Source organism: Pseudomonas sp. SDO5215_S409, from assembly GCF_054071325.1.
On the sequence record NZ_JBSVWN010000003.1, the window covers coordinates 56813 to 75273 of the forward strand.

13 protein-coding genes are annotated in these 18461 nt (G+C 62.8%); 9 read left to right on the forward strand and 4 right to left on the reverse strand.

What is annotated here, in order from left to right:
• The first annotated feature begins 183 nt into the window (after window positions 1-183).
• Window positions 184-5319 (forward strand): dermonecrotic toxin domain-containing protein, encoded by a 5136-nt coding sequence (locus ACW9H9_RS02170; RefSeq protein WP_457341369.1) that lies wholly within the window; start codon window positions 184-186, stop codon window positions 5317-5319.
• Window positions 5320-5340: 21 nt separating this feature from the next.
• On the opposite strand, the gene ACW9H9_RS02175 is transcribed toward ACW9H9_RS02170, so the two are convergent.
• Complete coding sequence (locus ACW9H9_RS02175; protein WP_457341370.1) at window positions 5341-5610, reverse strand: PepSY domain-containing protein; 270 nt, start codon at window positions 5608-5610, stop codon at window positions 5341-5343.
• Between the two features lie 150 nt (window positions 5611-5760).
• Here ACW9H9_RS02175 and ACW9H9_RS02180 point away from each other — a divergent pair, with 150 nt between their 5' ends.
• From ACW9H9_RS02180 to ACW9H9_RS02210, 7 genes are all read left to right on the forward strand, one after another.
• A complete protein-coding gene (locus ACW9H9_RS02180) occupies window positions 5761-6750 on the forward strand; it encodes a FecR family protein (RefSeq protein ID WP_457341371.1) in 990 nt (329 codons plus the stop codon).
• A gap of 283 nt (window positions 6751-7033) precedes the next feature.
• Window positions 7034-7477 (forward strand): hypothetical protein, encoded by a 444-nt coding sequence (locus ACW9H9_RS02185; RefSeq protein WP_457341372.1) that lies wholly within the window; start codon window positions 7034-7036, stop codon window positions 7475-7477.
• A 1-nt stretch (window position 7478) separates the two neighbouring features.
• Complete coding sequence (locus tag ACW9H9_RS02190) at window positions 7479-8042, forward strand: adhesin (RefSeq protein WP_457341373.1); 564 nt, start codon at window positions 7479-7481, stop codon at window positions 8040-8042.
• A gap of 79 nt (window positions 8043-8121) precedes the next feature.
• Window positions 8122-8796, forward strand: coding sequence for a hypothetical protein (locus tag ACW9H9_RS02195; protein WP_457341493.1), 675 nt, complete (start codon window positions 8122-8124; stop codon window positions 8794-8796).
• 61 nt (window positions 8797-8857) lie between these two features.
• The gene (locus tag ACW9H9_RS02200; RefSeq protein ID WP_457341374.1) at window positions 8858-9535 is read left to right on the forward strand and encodes a C39 family peptidase; all 678 of its coding nucleotides are present in this window, start codon (window positions 8858-8860) and stop codon (window positions 9533-9535) included.
• 38 nt (window positions 9536-9573) lie between these two features.
• The gene (locus tag ACW9H9_RS02205) at window positions 9574-10323 is read left to right on the forward strand and encodes a hypothetical protein (protein ID WP_457341375.1); all 750 of its coding nucleotides are present in this window, start codon (window positions 9574-9576) and stop codon (window positions 10321-10323) included.
• Window positions 10324-10373: 50 nt separating this feature from the next.
• Window positions 10374-11687 carry a hypothetical protein gene (locus tag ACW9H9_RS02210; RefSeq protein ID WP_457341376.1) on the forward strand — a complete coding sequence of 438 codons (1314 nt, stop codon included), beginning with the start codon at window positions 10374-10376 and terminating at the stop codon, window positions 11685-11687.
• Between the two features lie 76 nt (window positions 11688-11763).
• On the opposite strand, the gene ACW9H9_RS02215 is transcribed toward ACW9H9_RS02210, so the two are convergent.
• A complete protein-coding gene (locus ACW9H9_RS02215) occupies window positions 11764-13092 on the reverse strand; it encodes a sigma 54-interacting transcriptional regulator (protein ID WP_457341377.1) in 1329 nt (442 codons plus the stop codon).
• Window positions 13093-13434: 342 nt separating this feature from the next.
• Here ACW9H9_RS02215 and ACW9H9_RS02220 point away from each other — a divergent pair, with 342 nt between their 5' ends.
• A complete protein-coding gene (locus tag ACW9H9_RS02220) occupies window positions 13435-13695 on the forward strand; it encodes a hypothetical protein (protein WP_457341378.1) in 261 nt (86 codons plus the stop codon).
• A gap of 16 nt (window positions 13696-13711) precedes the next feature.
• Here ACW9H9_RS02220 and ACW9H9_RS02225 read toward each other — a convergent pair whose 3' ends face one another.
• Together ACW9H9_RS02225 and ACW9H9_RS02230 are read right to left on the reverse strand one after the other, a co-directional pair.
• Window positions 13712-16228, reverse strand: a complete 2517-nt coding sequence (locus ACW9H9_RS02225; protein WP_457341379.1) for a hypothetical protein — start codon at window positions 16226-16228, stop codon at window positions 13712-13714.
• Complete coding sequence (locus ACW9H9_RS02230) at window positions 16228-18417, reverse strand: dermonecrotic toxin domain-containing protein (RefSeq protein WP_457341380.1); 2190 nt, start codon at window positions 18415-18417, stop codon at window positions 16228-16230. Before ACW9H9_RS02230 ends, ACW9H9_RS02225 begins: the two co-directional genes overlap by 1 nt.
• Between the last annotated feature and the right edge of the window lie 44 nt (window positions 18418-18461).

The window sequence follows — 18461 nt, forward strand, 5'->3', positions numbered from 1 at the left end:
CGATTTTATGATTGGAGGGGGCAACCAGCGTGAAATCCAGGACCCCGATTAAACAACGCGGGCGGCGCCTGCTGTCAATGCCGATGACGGCAAATTTGCACATGCGTCAGCTATCTACCTCCGGCAGTCGCGGCCACACGCCTAACCTGCGGGTCCCTCCTGTGACACAACGGACACCGCGCCATGACCCAGGTCACGCCCCCCTATTTTTTTGACGAGTTCCTGCTCCCCCTCAAACGCAACGAACCGTCCACCCGTGAACGCGCCCTGGGTTTGACGCTCAAGGACCTCGACTGGCTGCACACGCTGTATTACGCCACCGACCAGGCCCGCCAGAACACGGCATTGCGGGGCCATCCGATGCGCGTAGAGACGTTCTCCATCCAGGTGGACGGCCAGTTCACAGCACCGCTGGCGGGCAGTTTTATGATGAGCCCCTGCCCCGACGACGCCAAAGCGCTGCTGTATAGCCCTTACGGTGGGCTGGAAGTGTTCGCCGACCGGGACACCTTGCTCGAAGAGCTTGAAAGCCGGATCCGCGATGTGCAAAAACGGACCGTCCTGATCCATTTTCTGTCAGTCCAGGCCCGTCACAGCGTATTGACTGGCGCCCGCCTGGACCTGCTCACCCGCGCCGTGGACGGTGCGGTATTTGAAGACCAGGAACAGGCCCTTGAAGCGAGCCGGCAACACAACCTGCTGGCGCTGCTGAATGAGCTGCGCAAGACGCCCACCCTGGACGGGATGCTGGCCACCGTGCTGTCGATCATGGCGCATCCGTATTTCCCGGGCCTGGACCAACGCGACACCCGCGTGAACAGCTACCTCGCCACGGGTCAGTGGGTGGCCTCGGTGCCGTTGAGCCAGGCCGTGTTGCAGTTCTACGTGGCGCAAACCTGGCCCGCTGGGCAAACCCGAACCTTCACCCATCCCCGTCACCTCACTACAGGCCTGACGCCCGTACAACGCAGCCAAACGCAGGAACGCTGGCACAGCCTGGTGGAACAGACCTGCGGTGTTTTTTCGCGGTTGCTGGGCAGCCTGCTGACAAGCTATTGGCACGAAGACGCGGCCCACGGCCAGCCGCGCCTTGATTTTTTTGCCGAGGTGATGAGCGATACGTTTCGCCTCGACCTGCTGCTCAAGCGCCAGAACGGCTTGCTGTCGACCGATGAAAGCCAGCAACTGCTCAGGCTCTTTCTCACAGGCCCGGCGCCAACCCCCGACGGGCTGTACCTGGAGAAAGTGCGGTTCAACGCGCCCTACCAGCATTACGTGACACCGGCGGGCACCTTCATGACCTGCAACAGCCACGCGTACCTGTATACCGCGCTGCGCGGCCTGCAAATACTCGAAAACCTGGACGACCTGAACGCCACCTTGCTGGCCATGCTCAAGGCCGCCGGGCATCAGGACGAGTTACTCAACTTTTTGTCGCTGGAGGAGCGCAGCGTCTTTCTCGGCCTCGACCCGGTGCAGGTCAGCGGTGTGCCCGTCAGCGGCAATGCGTTCACAGGCGCGGTCGATGACATCATGGCCAAGCAGTCGAGCAACCTGGAACACGCCCTGGCCCTTTATCGACGCAACGACGGGCGTATCGACCCCGGGGCATTGCTCGATTGCGCGCTGGATGTACGCAGCCTGTTCGACGCCCGCCTGCACACGCTGGACGCCGGTGGGCGCTGGAGCGTGCACCCGGTCTCCAACGAGGACGGGCGCCCGTCCACGGTCAAGGCCGAACAGGCCAAACGCCTGCTGCCGCCGTTGCGCCACCTGCAAACATCACTGGCGGCGCTGCGCCGCGATCAGCCGACGTTCCGGCGCCTGGCCGCGCATGCGCTGGACCAGCAATTGCAACAACACAAACTGGCGTTGCTGGCCGACCAGATCTACCTCAACACCTACCCCAGCGCCGCTCAGGAGCGCGAAGAGCGTATCCCTTCGCAGACCGTGCCCATGGTCGAGCATTTTATCCAGCGCCTGGCCGATGAAACCGGGCCGCAGCCCGACTCGCCGCGCACCTGGTTTTATGGCCCGCGCCAGCAAGGTGCGGCCTATAAGATCAACAGCCTGAGCACCGCGCTGTTCAACACCATCATCGAAGCGGTCATGCACGACTTTGCTCGCCACGATGTACGCGCCCTGCCGCAACTGTTCCAGCTCACGCATCATCAACGCCTCCACGAGGGCCTGTTGCAGGGCTTGCGCGGCGAGGCGACGTTGCGACAACTCAACAAAACGCCAGGGGCCCAGAGCCTCGACATCCTGCACAGCGTGCTCGACGGCGACAGCCTCACCCGGCTCACGCGCCATGGCCTGAACGGGTTCCTGCCAGATGCCTTCAGCCTGAGCGTAAACACCGCCGCGCACTCCGCCCCCCTCGGCCTGGCCAATTGTTTTGTGCTGACCGAACGCGGTGGCACCGACCCGCAGCACTCCGGCCTGGCCGTGCTGTGGACACCGGGCCGTGGCCACGAAACGTTTGCCTCGGTGCAGCACCTGCAAGAGGCGCTGGCGCAGCGCCTGAACCACCCGCTGCACCGCCTGCACTTGCTGGAAAACCTGCCCGAGCGCCAGCGCGTGCCGCATCAGGCGTGGCAGCCCGGTGCGTTGCAGCGTATCGACGACCACCTGCTGGACAACCGCCAGCAGAGCTACTGTGACGGGGTGCTGGACGGCATCGATTACCGGCTCGCCATGGGCCTGGGTGCCCGGGCGCTGCAAGACAGCCTCGACGCGTTGCTGCAACAACCGGCGCCTAACAACCTGGCCCGCGCCACCAGGCTGGCCGAGGCGATTATTCATCAGCAGGCACTGCCCGCCTGGCTGGGCATGGCGTCTGCCGAAGAACAGCGCTTGCACGCCGAACTGCTTGAGCAATACCGCCTCAGTGCGCCGGACGAGAACGACTACCTGCACAGCCTCACGCCCCTGCGTGAACACGTGGCCAGTGCCTTGGCGGCGCTGCTCAAGGCGCGTTTTACCGACGTGGCGATTGACCCCAAGGACGTACGCGTCGCCACCCGCCAGCCCTTCGACGGCCCGGCTCTGTCGCTGACCGATTTTGCCTTGCGCCACCTGCCCGACCTGACGGCCGATACCCTGCAACTGCGCTCGCGCACCACCACGCCGTTGCCGGACGCACTGGACGCCCACGCCGTGGTGCAACTGGTGCAGCAACTCAACCTCAAGCAGGTGTACCACACGCTGCTCGATACACACCTGGGGGCCGATACCGATGACGCCCGTCAGCGTCGGCAGCTGTTCTGCCAACAACTGCGTTGGCAACTGCTGTGCCACGCGCACGAAGAGTGCCTGGAAGAACGGCTGTCGGCGGCGGCCTGGCGGTCTATCCAACAAGTGTTCGACATGCCCGACGGCGTGGCCCGGGCCGGGGTGAGCGGCGTAACGGCGATAATCAAGCCCCTGCAACTGGTAGCCACCGCGGGCGCCCCCGGTGCCCAGGCCCTCGGGCTGTATGTGATCGGCCCACCCGCGGGGCACAGCGGCCCTCGGGTGCTGTATAGCCCCTACCGGCCGGAACGGGTGTTTCAGGAATACCTCCGGGAGGAAGACCTGCTGCAAGACCTCGGCACCCCGGGCCACTTGCAGGACTGGGTCAGCCAGCACCTGGAAAAAGCCCATCAGGCCACTTACCGCAACCTGTGGCACACGAGGGCGCAGCCCGGTGCCAAGGACATCCACCTGGGCGCGGCGCCGATTACCGGCAACGTGCTGTTTCGGCTGTTCAACGACAACCTCAGCCAGCTCAAACACATGCTCGCCTGCCAGTTCGACGCGCTGGGCCGGGCAGCGTGGAGCACCGTCACACGCGTGCTGGACCAGGGCATTCCCAAGGCCTTGCAGTTCATGGCGGGCAAACTGGCCTGGCCACTGACGGTGTGGCGCAGCTACAGGCTGTTCAAGGCATCGGCTGAAAACCTGCAGCAACACCGCTGGCGCGACGGCTTGAAAACCTTTGTGCAGGGAGTGGCGCAATTGGCCACATTGCGCCAGGAACTCGACACGCTACTGGACGACACGCCCGCACCGGCACAGTTGCCGGTGAGCACCTGGCTGGACGCGCCGCCACTCGCCGCCATGACCTCGGACACGCTGGATATTACCCAGCCCCGCCGCACGCGGATGCAGGCCTTTGAAGACCACGACATTGCCCTGGACGGGTTGGTGAAAAACCCCGTGACCCACACCTATCGGGACGACACCACCTTGCGCAGCTACGTGCCCGTGGCGGGCAAGGTGTACCCGGTCAAGCGGATCAATGACCGCTGGTATCTCACCCGGGACGACCGCGACGGCCCCTTTGTGCAACGCAATGCCCAGAATGAATGGGTGCTGGACCTCAGCCGCCACCACCCGCGCTACGGCAAGACCCTGTCGCGCTATACCGGGGGGTTGAGCACGCGGTTCGCCGCACGCGAGATCATTAATGTCCAAGCCAGCGGGATGCGTGACATTGCAGCGCTGTCGAGCTGGAAAGCGCAATGCATCAACGAGGCGCTGAATGTGGCGACGTACTATGCAGTCAACTGCAAGCGCAACCTCGCGCTGTTTCGGGCCCTGCGCGAACCGGGCAGCCGTGCGGGGCGGTTTTTCACCGAACTGTTTGGCGTGCATCGCCTCACGCCGCAGCAATTGGCCCGGGTCGAAAAAAAGATCGATGAGGTGCTCAACGAGTTGGTGAACCCCACCCTCACCCGCCCCGACTCCACACGGTTCGTATGCGGCACCAGCCGCTGGCATCCGGACGACACATACGCCTTCACGCTGCCAGACGACGCCTACAACACGATTTACCTGCTGGACCGGTTTTTTGACCCGCGCATGGACGTCTACCAGAACCGCCTCACGGCCCCCTTCGACCTGTCGGCCCACGCCCGCGCCTCCACGCTGATTCATGAGTTGACGCACGTGGTGTCCAACACCGAAGACATCGCTTACGTAGACAGCATGCGGCCGTTCCATGACCTGATAAATACCGCGATTTCGGGCGCCAGTGTGCTGCGGACCGACCTCTCGACGCTGCGCCGCACCGCCTTGTCCACCCTCACCCCGGCCACGATGCTGTTTCGCACCTGGAGCGAGTATTCAGACAGTTGGCACGACTTGGGCAGCGTCCAGAACACGCGTCCGGCCAAAAAACGGATTTTGCAGATCACCGGCGCCAAAACACTGGACCAAGCGCGGCAAACCTTCATGACTGACGAGGACAAGCGTATCGACATCATCCTGGCCAATGCCGACTCGCTGACCTACCTGATGACGCAGTTGGGGCGGGAACTGGATGCGGGGGCCTGAGGCGGCCCCCGGCGGGGTGGGTCAGTCTTTCTGGTCACGCAGCACATTGCCCGAGGCGCCGTCGATACGCGCCTCGTACACCACGCCGTCAGACTTGCGGCCCTTGACCTCCCAATAACCGTCGTTATCGGCTTCGGCGGCATACACCTCCACATACCCGGCCTTGGTCTTGGCCACTTCGATGGCTTTCTCGATCGTGATCCAGCCCGCACCGGGGCGGTCGGCGAACGCGGCGCCAGCGCCCAGCAGCGCGGTGGTTGCACACAGGGCCATTAAGGTTTTCTTCAACATATTCGTACTCCTTCAGGGATTGAAACTAACCGGTCCTGATTTTTTAGGGTCTGGGAGACGAGAATTAGTTCCATTTGATATGCAATCGCCATGACCCTGTTCTCGCCACCGCGCCAGGGAGGTTAGAATGCGCGAAATCAGGAAGTGCGAATGAGCGAAAAGTCCTTTTCAGAAGCCGAATATGACGCGATCACCGATGCCGCGGCGCACTGGTGCATGCGTTTGCATGCCGACGACTGCACGGCTGCCGAACGTCGGGACTTTACGCTATGGCACGACGCCCACCCGCTGCACGCCTTTGAGTACGCGGCGATGCTCGAAATCTGGGACGTCGCCGACCACCTCCCCCGCCCTGCACCGCCAGTGGTGCCGTTCAAACCCCGTCGTCGCCTGCGCGCCTATGCCGTTGCTGCGGCCGTGTGCCTGGTGGCGCTGCCGCTCGCCGCGTTCACCGGCTGGGAAGCGGGTTGGTTGCCGAACGCCTATCAACACCTGGAAGCCGGCGACAGCTTGCGCAAGGTCACCTTGTCTGATGGCTCGCAACTGGAATTGAACCTGGGCACCGAGCTGGTCTACACCCGTTTCAAGGACCAACGCCGCGTCACCCTGAAAAAGGGCGAGGCGTTTTTCAAGGTCAGCCATGACCCCGAACACCCGTTTATCGTGCAGGCGGGCGACGGCCAGATCCGCGTCACGGGCACCCAGTTCAATGTGTGGAAATACGACGATCTGGTGCGAGTGATGCTGCTCGAAGGCTCGGTGCAGGTCAAAAGCGACGCCACCCACAAAGGCTCGAGCCTGACGCCCGGCATGCAGGCCAGCTACCACCGTGGCGACGCCAGCCCACACATTGGCGCCATTGACCCCGACGACACCGCCCTGGCCTGGCGTGACGGCAAGCTGATCCTCGACAACCTGGCCCTGAGCGACGCCCTGCCGCTGATCAACCGCTACCTGAACAAGCCCGTGATGCTGGCCGATGCCGGCACCGGCGCCATCCGTATCGGCGGTATCTACAACATCAACGAGATGGCCAACCTCGTCCGCTCCCTGCCCAAGGTGCTGCCGGTCTACCTGACCCAGAACCAGGACGGCAACCCGGTGCTCAACGCCATACCGCGCAAAGCGCCCAAGGGCTGAACACCCCGCCTGGGTGTCCGTTTCTGATACACCTGCCCTCGCGCAACGCCCCACCCGCTGCGGTTTTAGCGTTTTGCCACGCCACCTGTTTCATCCATGAGACAGCACGCGCACCTGCTGGCAACGCGTCAGGTGTCTCGCGCCTGAAACAGCCCGCGCCGCGTGGCCCTGGCGCAACGCCCCAACCCGTTGAATAACCACGACAAATCAAAAGTGGCACAGCCCCTGCTCTATTCCTGACGACGCTGTTTAGGGTCAGCGTCAAAAAATAAGGAATATTGCCGTGAAGACGCTCAACTCCGGCTCACTGAGCCTGCTGCTGATCTGCTGTGTACTGAGTACCGGCGCGAGCCTGGAAGCGCTCGCAGCAGGCGACGGCGTGATCGTGATCGAGCGCACCGTACAAGGCCACATGGTCGGGCGTTCGCCCGGCGTCGACCCCAACCCCACCACCGTCAACGCCAATCCCTCGGCCCACGTGCTGCGCGCCACCGGCGAGCTGGGCGACACCGATTTTGCAAGCATCAGCAGCGGCGCCAGCCTCAACCGCAACCTCCTGCCGAGCGGCACACTGCCCGGCCTTGGCAACCCAGGTGGCGCGGTCAACCTGGGCGGTGGCGGCGCAGGCAGCCGCGGCAACGCGGGCCTGGGCGGTCAGATCAACGGGTCGATCGCGCGGGGCATGGCGCCCTTGAACAGCATCGGCGACATGATGGGGGGCCGCTGAGATGAAGCATTTATGGGTCGTGCTTGCCCTTCTCAGTGCCTCAACGGCGATGGCCGACAGCAACAACAACGCCGTGATCGACAACTCGGGCACGCAATACAAAGGCGTGGCCTCCGTCAACCAGGCCGCGGGCTACCAGCAGCAGCAACTCAACAGCCGCACCGTGACCGCGGGCGCCAACGCCGGGGCTGGCGGTGGCCTGGCCCAGTTCATCGGCGGCGCAGCCGTCGACCCCTCCCTTGATGCCAAGGCGGCGATCCAGGGCAATTCGTTCAGCAACGGCACCGGCGTACTGGGCGTGAACCAGTCGGCCGGGGCCAGCAACCAGATGATCAATGCGGTGCGGATCGGCGTGAACGTCGGCCCGCAAAGCATCGACGACAGCGTCATGTCGCAACAGAACGTGGCGCTTTCACCAAACTCGGGAAACCCCTCTACCACTGGCAGCCGCCAGGTCGTTACCAGCGACCAGGCCTTCACCGGCAGCCGTGGAGTGGTACAGGTGAACCAGAGTGCCGGGGTGGGGAACCGTATGGCTAACGCCCTGAATGTGCAGATCCAATGATGAATTGGAGCTGATTGCTGGACCGTACCAACACTTAACCAACCTATTAGAAGCAAGGAGATACACCATGAAACCTACACTGGCCCTCAAACAACTGGTTTTCGCTCTGACTGCGCTCATGGCTGTTGCTGCAAACGCTGCGCCCGTGATCGGCGCGGCTGTTACGGATGGTCAAACCAGCCACGGCAACGGGGTGCTCAACCTGGGCACTCAAAACACTGCCTCGGCCAACAACTCGCTGAATTTCAGCAACGGCAACGCACAGGCCAACATCGCCGCAGGTGATGGCAACCAACAAGCCAACGGCACGGCGATTGCCTCAGGCAACGATGCCGACCTTGTCTTCGCCGCCGACACCTCGGGCCAGGACAACCACAACAACATTTCCGCGCAAGTGGCCACGCACAACAACGCCTCGCTCAACAACTCGGCCAACTTCAGCTCCGGCAACCTGGGCGTGAACGTGTCGAGCGGCAACTTCAACCAACAAGGCAATGGCCTGACCATCGCCAGCGGCCGGACCGGATCGTCCCTGGCCAGCAGCACCGCCGTGCAATCGAGCGTCGACAACGCCTACCTGAACACCGTCGCCGCACAACCAGGCCTCTTCGGCCCGACCTACCTGCCGGTGGTGAACAACGCCAGCGCCAACAACTCGCTCAACGGCTCGTCGGGCAACCTGGGGGCCAACATCTCCGCAGGCGCCGGCAACCAACAGCGCAACAGCACTGCGATCTCGTCGGTGCGCTTCTGATGCAACGGGGCCTTGGCGACAAGGCCCCTTTTTATTCCCGCGTCCAACAGGTCATACGCTCATGCGCCTCGTTGCCCTCCTCCTGCTGTCAGCACTCACCGGCCCGACCTGGGCGGGGCAAGTGGCAATCGTCATGCCCGGTGGCGGGCTGATCTACAAGCAGGTCCAAAGCATCCGCGAACGCAAGTTCTCCAACCTGGTGGAACAGAAAACCGATTTCAGCTGCGGCGCCGCGTCACTGGCGACCATCCTGCGCCAGGCCTATTGGATGGACGTGGATGAAGAACACGTGATCAAAGGCATGCTGGTCAATGCCGACCAGGACCTGGTACGCACCCAGGGCTTCTCGATGCTGGACATGAAGCGCTACCTGGAAAGCATCGGCATGCGCGCCCGGGGTTATCGCATTGCGCCACAAACCCTGGTCACCGTGAAAATCCCCGTGGTGGTGCTGCTGGAAATACGCGGCTACAAGCACTTCGTGGTGATGCAACGCGCCGACAGCGAGTGGGTGTACGTGGGCGACCCGGTGCTGGGCAACAAACGCTACAGCCACAACGATTTCGTCAAAGGCTGGAACGGCATTGTGTTTGCCGTACTGGGTGAAGGCTACGACAAGGGCAACGCCCTGCTCACCCCTCCGCTGCCGTTGACCGCCAAAAACCAGCTCAATGAATTCGCCCCGGTTCGAGACAGTGAACTGATGGACTTCGGTTTCATACAGAGCGACTTCTTTTAAAGGTCGCCAAAAGGAGCAGGACGCTCCAGGAGCAGACGATGAACACTTACCGTTGGCTGACGGTCATGTGCCTGGCAGCCGCAATGCCCGCTTACGCCGCATCGGTGTTCAAGCCGGTGGAGATCAAGGACTCGGAAATGGCCGAACTGCGCGGGCGCTATGTCATGCCCGGGCGCATCGTCAGTTTCGGGATTGTCATGAGCAGCACCTGGACCAACGCCATCGGCGAAAGCGTGACGGGCACGGCCAGCATGCATGTCAGCGCGACCACCCTCACCCCGCAGTTCTACGTCCAGGTGACTGACACGCCCGGCAACACCCACTCCAATACCCCCACCGGCACCGGCAGTGTGGTCGGCGGCGCAGGCCTGGGCACCGGGCAAGGCGTGACACAAAGCGTGCGCGCCGCTGGCGACGGCAACACGGCGGCCAACAACGTGAATATCAACGTCAACCAGAACGGCCTGGCAGCGGCCAATCTCGCGCAGTCCGGCCAGGCCCTGCTCGCCGGCCAGTCGGTCACCGGTGGCACCGCCGCAGGCCAGGTCACCGTGTCGGCCAAGGACGGCGGCCTGCAGATGGCGATTCTGGCCAATAACAACCAAGGCAACGCCCTTCAGCAAATCGGCGGCGGCAACGTGCTGCAAGGCACGGTGTTGCAGGGCAACAGCAACTTCGTCAGCAACATGACGCAATTGAACGTGGTGCTGGGCAACAACGGTTTCAACAACCTGGCACAGAGCACAAACCTGAATCAGCTCAAGGGCCTTCGCACTGCCGGTTATTGAACTACGCTGAGCCTCGACACTTACGCATTAGAAAAGGGACGGCTGACTTCATGCACCGATCGTTATCGTTACGTGCGGTTATTTGCTTAAGCACCGTCTTGCCGGCATCGGGGTTGTATGCCGCGCCAGACACCGACATTGAAGCCTTGAAGAGGGAACTCCTGGAACTCAAGCAGCGCTACGAGGTGCAGCAAAAAGCCCTGGCGGTGCTCGAGCAGCGCGTGCGCCAAGTGGAGGACCAGCCCCCGACACCGGCGCCACGGCGGCTGGTCAAGTCACCGGCCGACTTGCGCAAAGGCGCCACGACGGTGGCGGGCAACACGCCCGGCGTGGGCGCTGCGGCCGCCTCCGGGGGCGCGGGCGGTGGCAGTTCTTACGGGCAGGCCCTCAAGGACGACTCGGCGCCCGCGCAAAGCGTGAGCAACTTGTATAACGAGGCCAGCGGCTTTTTTGGCAACGGCAAGTTCAGCGTAGAAACCGGCATCACCTACTCGCGCTACGACGCCCGCCAGTTGACCCTCAACGGCTTTCTGGCGCTGGACTCGATCTTCCTGGGCAACATCAACCTGGATCGGATCAAGTCCGACAACTGGACCCTGGACCTGACCGCACGCTACAACCTCGACAACCGTTGGCAGTTCGACATTAACGTACCGGTGGTGTACCGCGAGTCGACGTATCAGTCGGGCGGCGCCAATGGCGGCGACCCGCAGGCCACCTCCGAGCAATCGGTGTCGCGTGACCCGACCATCGGCGACGTCAACTTCGGCATCGCCTACAAGTTCCTCGACGAATCAGCCTCCCTGCCAGACGCCGTGGTGTCGGTACGGGTCAAGGCGCCGACCGGCGAAGACCCCTTCGGGATCAAGCTGGTCCAGTCGCCCAACAACACCAACCTGTTCGTGCCGGAAAACCTGCCCACCGGCAACGGCGTATGGTCGATCACGCCCGGTATCTCGCTGGTCAAGACGTTCGACCCGGCGGTGCTGTTCGGCTCGTTGTCCTACACCCATAACCTGGAAGAGTCCTTTGGCGATATCAGCCCCAATGTCGGCCAGAAAGTCCCGGGCAAGGTGCAGTTGGGCGACAGCTTCCAGATCGGTGCGGGTGTGGCGTTTGCGCTGAACGAGAAGATGAGCATGTCGTTTTCAGTGTCTGACCTGGTGCAGCGCAAAAGCAAGGTCAAACAGGATGGCGGCAGTTGGCAGTCGTTGGTGTCCAGTGATGCCAACGCGGGCTACTTCAACGTCGGCATGACCATTGCGGCCACCGACAACCTGACCATCGTGCCCAACCTGGCCATCGGGATCACGCCGGACGCCCCCTCGTTCAGCTTCAGCCTCAAATTCCCGTATTACTTCTGACTGCCACACGCCACAGCCGACAGGGAAAAGCCCCGCAACGATAAGGGTCGTTGCGGGGCTTTTCTTTTTACCCGCCCTAGCGGATCTGGTGTTTGTGCAGCAGCCGGTAAAACGTTGGCCGGGACACCCCCAGCACACGGGCTGCGACACTGAAGTTGTCGCTGTGCCGGTTGAGCACATCACACAGCGCCTGGTGTTCGGCGCGGTGCTTGTAGTCTTCCAGTGTCGCCATGGGCAGCGTGATTGCCTGTTGGCTGTGCAACCCCAGGTCGGCGGCCTCGATCTGCCGCCCTTCGGCCAGCACCAACCCACGGCGCACGCGGTTGGCCAGCTCGCGCACATTGCCCGGCCAGGCATGTTCGCCCATGGCCACCAGCGCGTCCTCGCTGAAGTTGCGCGGGCGGCGGCCGGTTTCCTGGCTGTAGAAACGGGAAAAATGGTTGGCCAGCATCGGCACATCGCCGTGCCGCTCGCGCAGGGGCGCGGTCACCACTTGCAGCACGTTGAGCCGGTAGTAGAGGTCTTCGCGAAACGTGCCTTTTGCTACCGCCGCCTCAAGGTCGACGTGGGTGGCGGCCAGCACGCGCACATCCACCGCAATCGGCTGGCTGGCGCCTACCCGCTCGATTTGTTTTTCCTGAAGGAAGCGCAACAGGTTGGCTTGCAGCTCCATGGGCAAGTCGCCGATTTCGTCCAAAAACAGCGTGCCGCCGTTGGCCGCCTCGATACGCCCGACCTTGCGCTGGTGGGCGCCGGTAAATGCGCCCTTCTCGTGGCCAAAAAGCTCGGACTGGATCAGGTGTTCGGGGATCGCCCCGCAGTTGATCGCCACAAACGGCTTGGCATGGCGCTGGGACTGCTGGTGCAGGGTTTTGGCCACCAGCTCCTTGCCCGTGCCGCTGTCGCCGCGGATCAGCACCGGTGACTCGGTGGGGGCCAGCTTGGCGAGCAGTTTACGCAGCTCGCGAATCGGCCGGCTGTCACCGAGCAATGGGTGCTCGGGCGCGTCCACCGGGCCACTGTTGCCTTGGCCGCGCAAGCGCGCCATGCCAAACGCGCGGCCCAGGGTCACTTGGGCCCGCGACACGTCGAAGGGCAAGGTGTGGAAATCAAAAAACCATTCACACACAAAGTCGCCGACGTTCTGCACCCGCAGCACTTCCTGGTTGAGCACGGCGATCCACTCGGTGCCGCTGCGGCTGATCAGCTCCTTGACCGCCTCGGGCCGCTCCAGGTGAAACGGCTGCAGCCGCAACAGGCCCACGTCGCAGGAACGATCGCCCACCGCCTCCAGCGCGCAGCTGTCCACGTCCCACCCTGCCGCCCGAAGGCCCGGCAATAGCTGGTGACAGTCGTCACAGGGGTCGACCACAAGCAGACGGCGCGGCGCAGGCGTAGCGACCATGACTGTTCCTTGGCGTCAAAATCATCAAAGTTATTTAAAAACATGTATTTGGAAAGCCTGTCGACAACCCTAGCAAAACTCTGACGCGGTCTTTGTACCGTTTCGCTATAAGTCGTCCACAAACCCGGTACGGGATCGCGCCACAACAAGGCCGACGCTGCGCCAAACTTTCAGCGACCTTTCTAAATCGCGCCTTACATGACGTTAATCAAAAAAAGTTTGAATTTCTTGTTTTAACATGTGACCCGACCCCCACCCGCGTGCATCAGTACAAGTAACTCGCCGCACGGTCAGCCCAACCGACGGCCTTCCATTTGAATGGGCACTTAGAGAGAAGACCCCATGAACGCCCCGCTCCGCATCAACGAAGCTCTTTTGATCGCAGACCGTGCTTTCCAGCCCTTTCAATGTGTGGCCTGGCACGACGGCAACGGCGCCCTGAGCCTGTCCGTCATCGACCGCACCAATAACCGCATTGGCTCAACCCGCTTGTCCTGCGGCACTTACGCCGATGCCGCGCAACTGGAAGACCTGTTGTTGCAGGCCCGTGCCGAACTCGACAAGAGCGGCTATCAGTTGCAGTTCTGGGCCATGCCCAAGTAACTCAGGATGACGTCGGCTATTGCGCCTCGTTAAAAAACACCGTGCGTGCAACTTCATGGTCTATGTTCGCGCGTAGCACCTGGAGCATAAGTTCCCTGTTGGACGCACGCTGTTTTAACTTGGCGTAACTGGTGTCTCGGTCGACATACCGTTTGAGGTGGCCTTGGGTAAAGTTATAAGCCTGTTCCCGAGCCAGCTGATTTTCATAGTAAAAACGCGCAAACCACAGGGGGCGCCCGGTGGAACTTTCGTGTATCTCGAACTGGCGCACCAACGCGCCCGTTACCGGCACCTCGACCACGTTGATTTTCCAGGTGTTGTACAGGGTCAATAATCCGTCGTTGGTGGGATAGCCGCGCAGGATCATGCGGTGGCGGGCCTGGTTGCCTTGCTCCATGAAGCGCAGGATCTCGTCATACAGCGCGCTGGGCGTGTTCTTGAAAAAATCCAGCAGCGCCTGGTGCGCCGCTGATGCGGCGGGTGCCTTGAGCGCCTCGATCAGCAGGTCGCGCTGCTTGATCATCTTGTTGGCGTAATTGAGCCATTCGCTGCGCACGCGCCGTGGCGACATGCGGGTGATCAGCTCAAGGCTGGTGATCTGCTTGAATTGCAACTGGGCATCGCGCCATAACCGATTGGCCTCGCCGCCGATCTCTGCCAACTGATCATGGAGTTCAAGGCCTGGGACGTTCGGGGTTTGGGTGGCGACCGCCGCCTGCCAGATTTCACCTACGCCCTCGCCATGGCGCTTGAACGACCACACCACGCGGTGATCGAACGGCTCCAGCACGTCAACGTAAAGCTGCTGTTCACCGTCTGTCGTGACCTCCCGACGATTGCCGATCACCAGGCCGTCATAACGGTCTTCGAGCAGCTGCTTGGGATGACTGTTGACCATCCCGTGCACCGCGTCGTGGTCCGCGCCCTCATAGTGCGCGTAGGCTTCGACAAGATCCTTCTCCAGCGTTTTCAACACGCTGCGCACATACAGGCGGTACTCGCCCACGGCCTTGGCGTCCAGGTACGCGGGCAGTGGCGCCAGTTGGTAGGACAGGCGGCTGTCGGCCAGCACCAGCGCGTCGAGTACGTCATTCATGACCCGCAGGCGTTGGTCCCAGTTGAAACGCTCGCGGACAAACAACTCGCGGCGGGTCATCAGCTTCAGGCTGCACAGCGCCGTCACCTCCTGGATGAGGTCTACGGCGGCGCCGCGATAAACAATGCTTGTGGCGCCAAAGCAGCGTATCGCCAGGGTTCGCAGTTGCAGTTCCTGCCATTTGAGTGACGCACGCCGCCCGGTCCAGGCCGCGTCCTCCAGCACCAACACCGACAGTTGAGCCACCTTGGCGTCCTGCTTCATGTGCTCAAGGCGCTGCTCCGCTTCCTGGCAGTACGTCACGGCCTTGGTTTGCAAGACCGAAAAATCCTCCAGGTAGGGGGCGGTGCGCAACCAGTCCGACGTATCCAGCACCAGCGACTTCAACCGCAGGGCATCAAACACCGACACCTCCAGTTGGGTCTGGCTCAGCATCAGCTTGCGCTGCCCGGCATACAGCATCACCTGATTACGCCGGGCCCGCACGGCACTGGCGCACACCTTGCCGAACAACACGCGGTACTCCCTGAACGGCATCAGCTGGCGACGACGGTCCAGCACGTCGATCAGCGTAACAGCGCACCAATGCGTGACATCGGCCTTGAACAGCTCATCGTCAAACACCTGCTGCCTGCCCGCCTCGGGTAACCGCCCGCCGATGCTTTGCAAGGACGCCTCGTCCGTCAGCACCTGGCTGTCGAACATGGCAAACATCTTGTCGTATTCGACGTCCAGGTCTTCGCGCCGTTGCGCTTCGCTGTGCAGCTGGGCCAGCCGCTGTTGCTCCACAGCCAAGGCCTGGGGCAGCTCCGCCGGCGGGGCGAGGTCGGGGGCAAAGCCCCAGTCGCCGAGTTTTCCGGGGATCAGTTGCGGCCCCTCATGCGGCTCGATTTCTTCATTGAACAGGCGCACCACGCCCTCTTGATCCTTGACCTTGAACCAGTCGCCCTCAAAGGTGGTGTAGAGGCCGCCGCCTGCACTGTACAAGCCGCGATGAACCCCGCTGTGCAAGCGCCGCGCAGAAGACACGGGGGCGACCTTGTACAACGCCAGTTCCGCCTGGCGAATCACGCAAAGGCGGCTGTACAAACCACTCCAGGAACGCTCCAGCAACGCATCGCTGCGCAACAGGCTCGAAGCGCTCTGACTGGTGGGCAATTGCTGTGATGGCTCGGCGTTTTTGCTGGGCTGGCCGCCCTCCAGCAGGTGCTCGGGTTCCTCGAACCAGCTCATTTCGATCGACTCTTCCAGGTCGGCCCCCTCGGCAATGTCCAGTAGCGCTTCGCTGCCAAGGCTGGCGCCGACACGCGCCGCCACCGGCCCCCGGCTCAGGAGCAACAGGCCGATGTTGAGCAGCAGGTCGGCCAGCGCCGTGAGCTTGTCGGGGGCGTCGGCGGTCAGGATGTCACTGATGTCCTGCCAGGCGATCCAGGCCATCAAAGCCAACTGGCGGCCTCGCCCACCGGGCCGCCCACCAGGGGCAGGACCAGCGCCAGGCCCAGCACGAAATGCCGCTTGATCCAGTCCCAGAACGCCTCCAGGCCCGAGGCGGGCACCGGGTCGGCCAGGTCCAGCAGCGCCTCTACCAGGCTATTGAAGAGGTGGTCGTGGTAGTCGCCTTCGACAACGTCGGTGCCCAACGCGAGGCCGCTGTCTGCCCACAACGAGTCGTTGAAGTCCACCACGCCGAACGCCGCCAGCCCAGGCACGGCAAGGCCGGGCGCCAGGTAACGGCGGCGGGTGGCCGACGGCAACCACGCCATGGCCTGATACTGCAGGGGCCCGGCCTGGACAAAGGCCGCCAGCAAGGCGTCCCAGCTTGCAAACTCGATCAGTTTCACCCCGGCCAGTGGCCGGTACAGAATGTGCGGGCCCGCCTGGGTGTCCAGCGGGCCGATGATGAACATGTGGGTCACCCGGTCCACACCCTGCCCGCTCTGGAACGCCAGGGGCCGCAGCACGATGGCCTGCCCTTGCACTTTGCGCGCACCGGTCTGCACCAGCGCGGCGACGTAACGGTAGGCACGCCTCGAAAATGCCGGGGCGTACTTGAGGTGGTACTCCAGCGCCAGCCTGGGCAGTTGCACACGCCACTGCTCGCAGAAACGGACCTTGCGCCACCTTGCCTCTTCGTCGTCCTTGAGTTTGGCCGACACCAACTGGCCATACGCGGCACGCACATTGGCCCGCGCCAGCACCTCGATAAGCTGCTCGACACTCAACCCCGCGTCCGTCTCGCCCGGTTCAGCAGGCACGCGCTGCAGTTTGCGCGGGTCGATGCTGGGCAAGACCAGCCAGGCCAATTCGCTCAGCGTCCAGTGGGCGTCGGTGTATAGCGGCGGCAAGGCCCAGAACACATGGCCCTGGGTCGGGTCCGGCTCTTGGGCCACCATCTTGAGGTGAATGTGGTCCGGGTCCAGTTCCGGGTGTTGCGGGTAGTCCTTGGCAAGTTGGGCCTGCAATACGCTGCGGGCGAAATCGGCCAGCGCTGGAATGCCCTCATCGAAGGGCTTCCAGCCAGGCTGGCGGATCTGCTGGGCCAACTCGGTCACGTACTGGCTCATGTCGGTTTGCAGGTCGGGATCGGCCTGGAGCAACCACGCGGGCAAGGCCGCCCGCAAACGCGCCAGGTACGTGGCGTCGTGGGGGCTCACATCAAAATCACTGGTGATCACCTTGAGGGTGCGCTCCAGCAGTCGCTGGGACGTGTCGAAGGTGCGCACCTGCGCCAAGGCGTTTTCGATGTCAGCCAATTGCTTGGCCAGAAAGGTCAGGCTGAAGCTGTAGAAAATGTTGCCCTTGGGCTGATAAAGCCGCCACTGCTGGCGATGACCCGGCGGGATCGGCGTGAGCAGGTTGACCAGCCACTGCCCCAGTTCAGCCTGCGAGCCGAACACCTGAATACCCCGGGCCAGGGTAAACAACAGGACGATCTGCCCGTCCTCACGCGGCTTGATCAACACCAGGCCGCGCAGCACCTCGACGTTCGCTGCGCCCACCTCGCCCCATTGATCGACCAGGTAGGCGCGCACCCCCTGCGCATTGGAATCCGGCACCGGCCGGGCGATCACCTGGACCACCATGTCCAGGTATTCATGGCTCACACCAGGCTCTCGGGCCGCGGTCAGCAAGGCCTCCTTGAGCTTGTCGGCCAAGTCCAGGTAACGCACATTGAAGCGGCTGTCGGTGGACACCCAATAGTGGATCAACGCTTCCTGATAACGCGCGATGAGCGTGCTGCCTTCTTCGTTGATCACCGCTTCAAGGTCGCTGCTCTTGACGTGCAGCGGTGCAGGCTCGCCGTCTGCGGGGCTTGCGGCGAGGATCTGGCCCTGGTTGTAGTCGACAAAAATACCGGACACGCAACGTTCGATCAGCGCGTCCACCAGTGTCAGGCTGTTGTGCCCCTCAAGGACTGAAGTTTTACCGTCGTAGCGATAAACCGGCTCCATGAGCACCGGTTGGGCCTGGTCAATGTTCAGCCAGCGATAACTTCGGCCCAGGCTGGCTTGCAACACATCGACCGCCACCTCCTGCAAGGAGGGACGCGAGCTGAAACTGCGTTTGATGGCTTGCACCGTGGCAAGGTGTGCAGCAGAAACTGAAGGCGATGAAGGGTGGCTCATCCAGCGACTCCCGATTGATGGCCCCTGCGGATCAGGGGCACAGG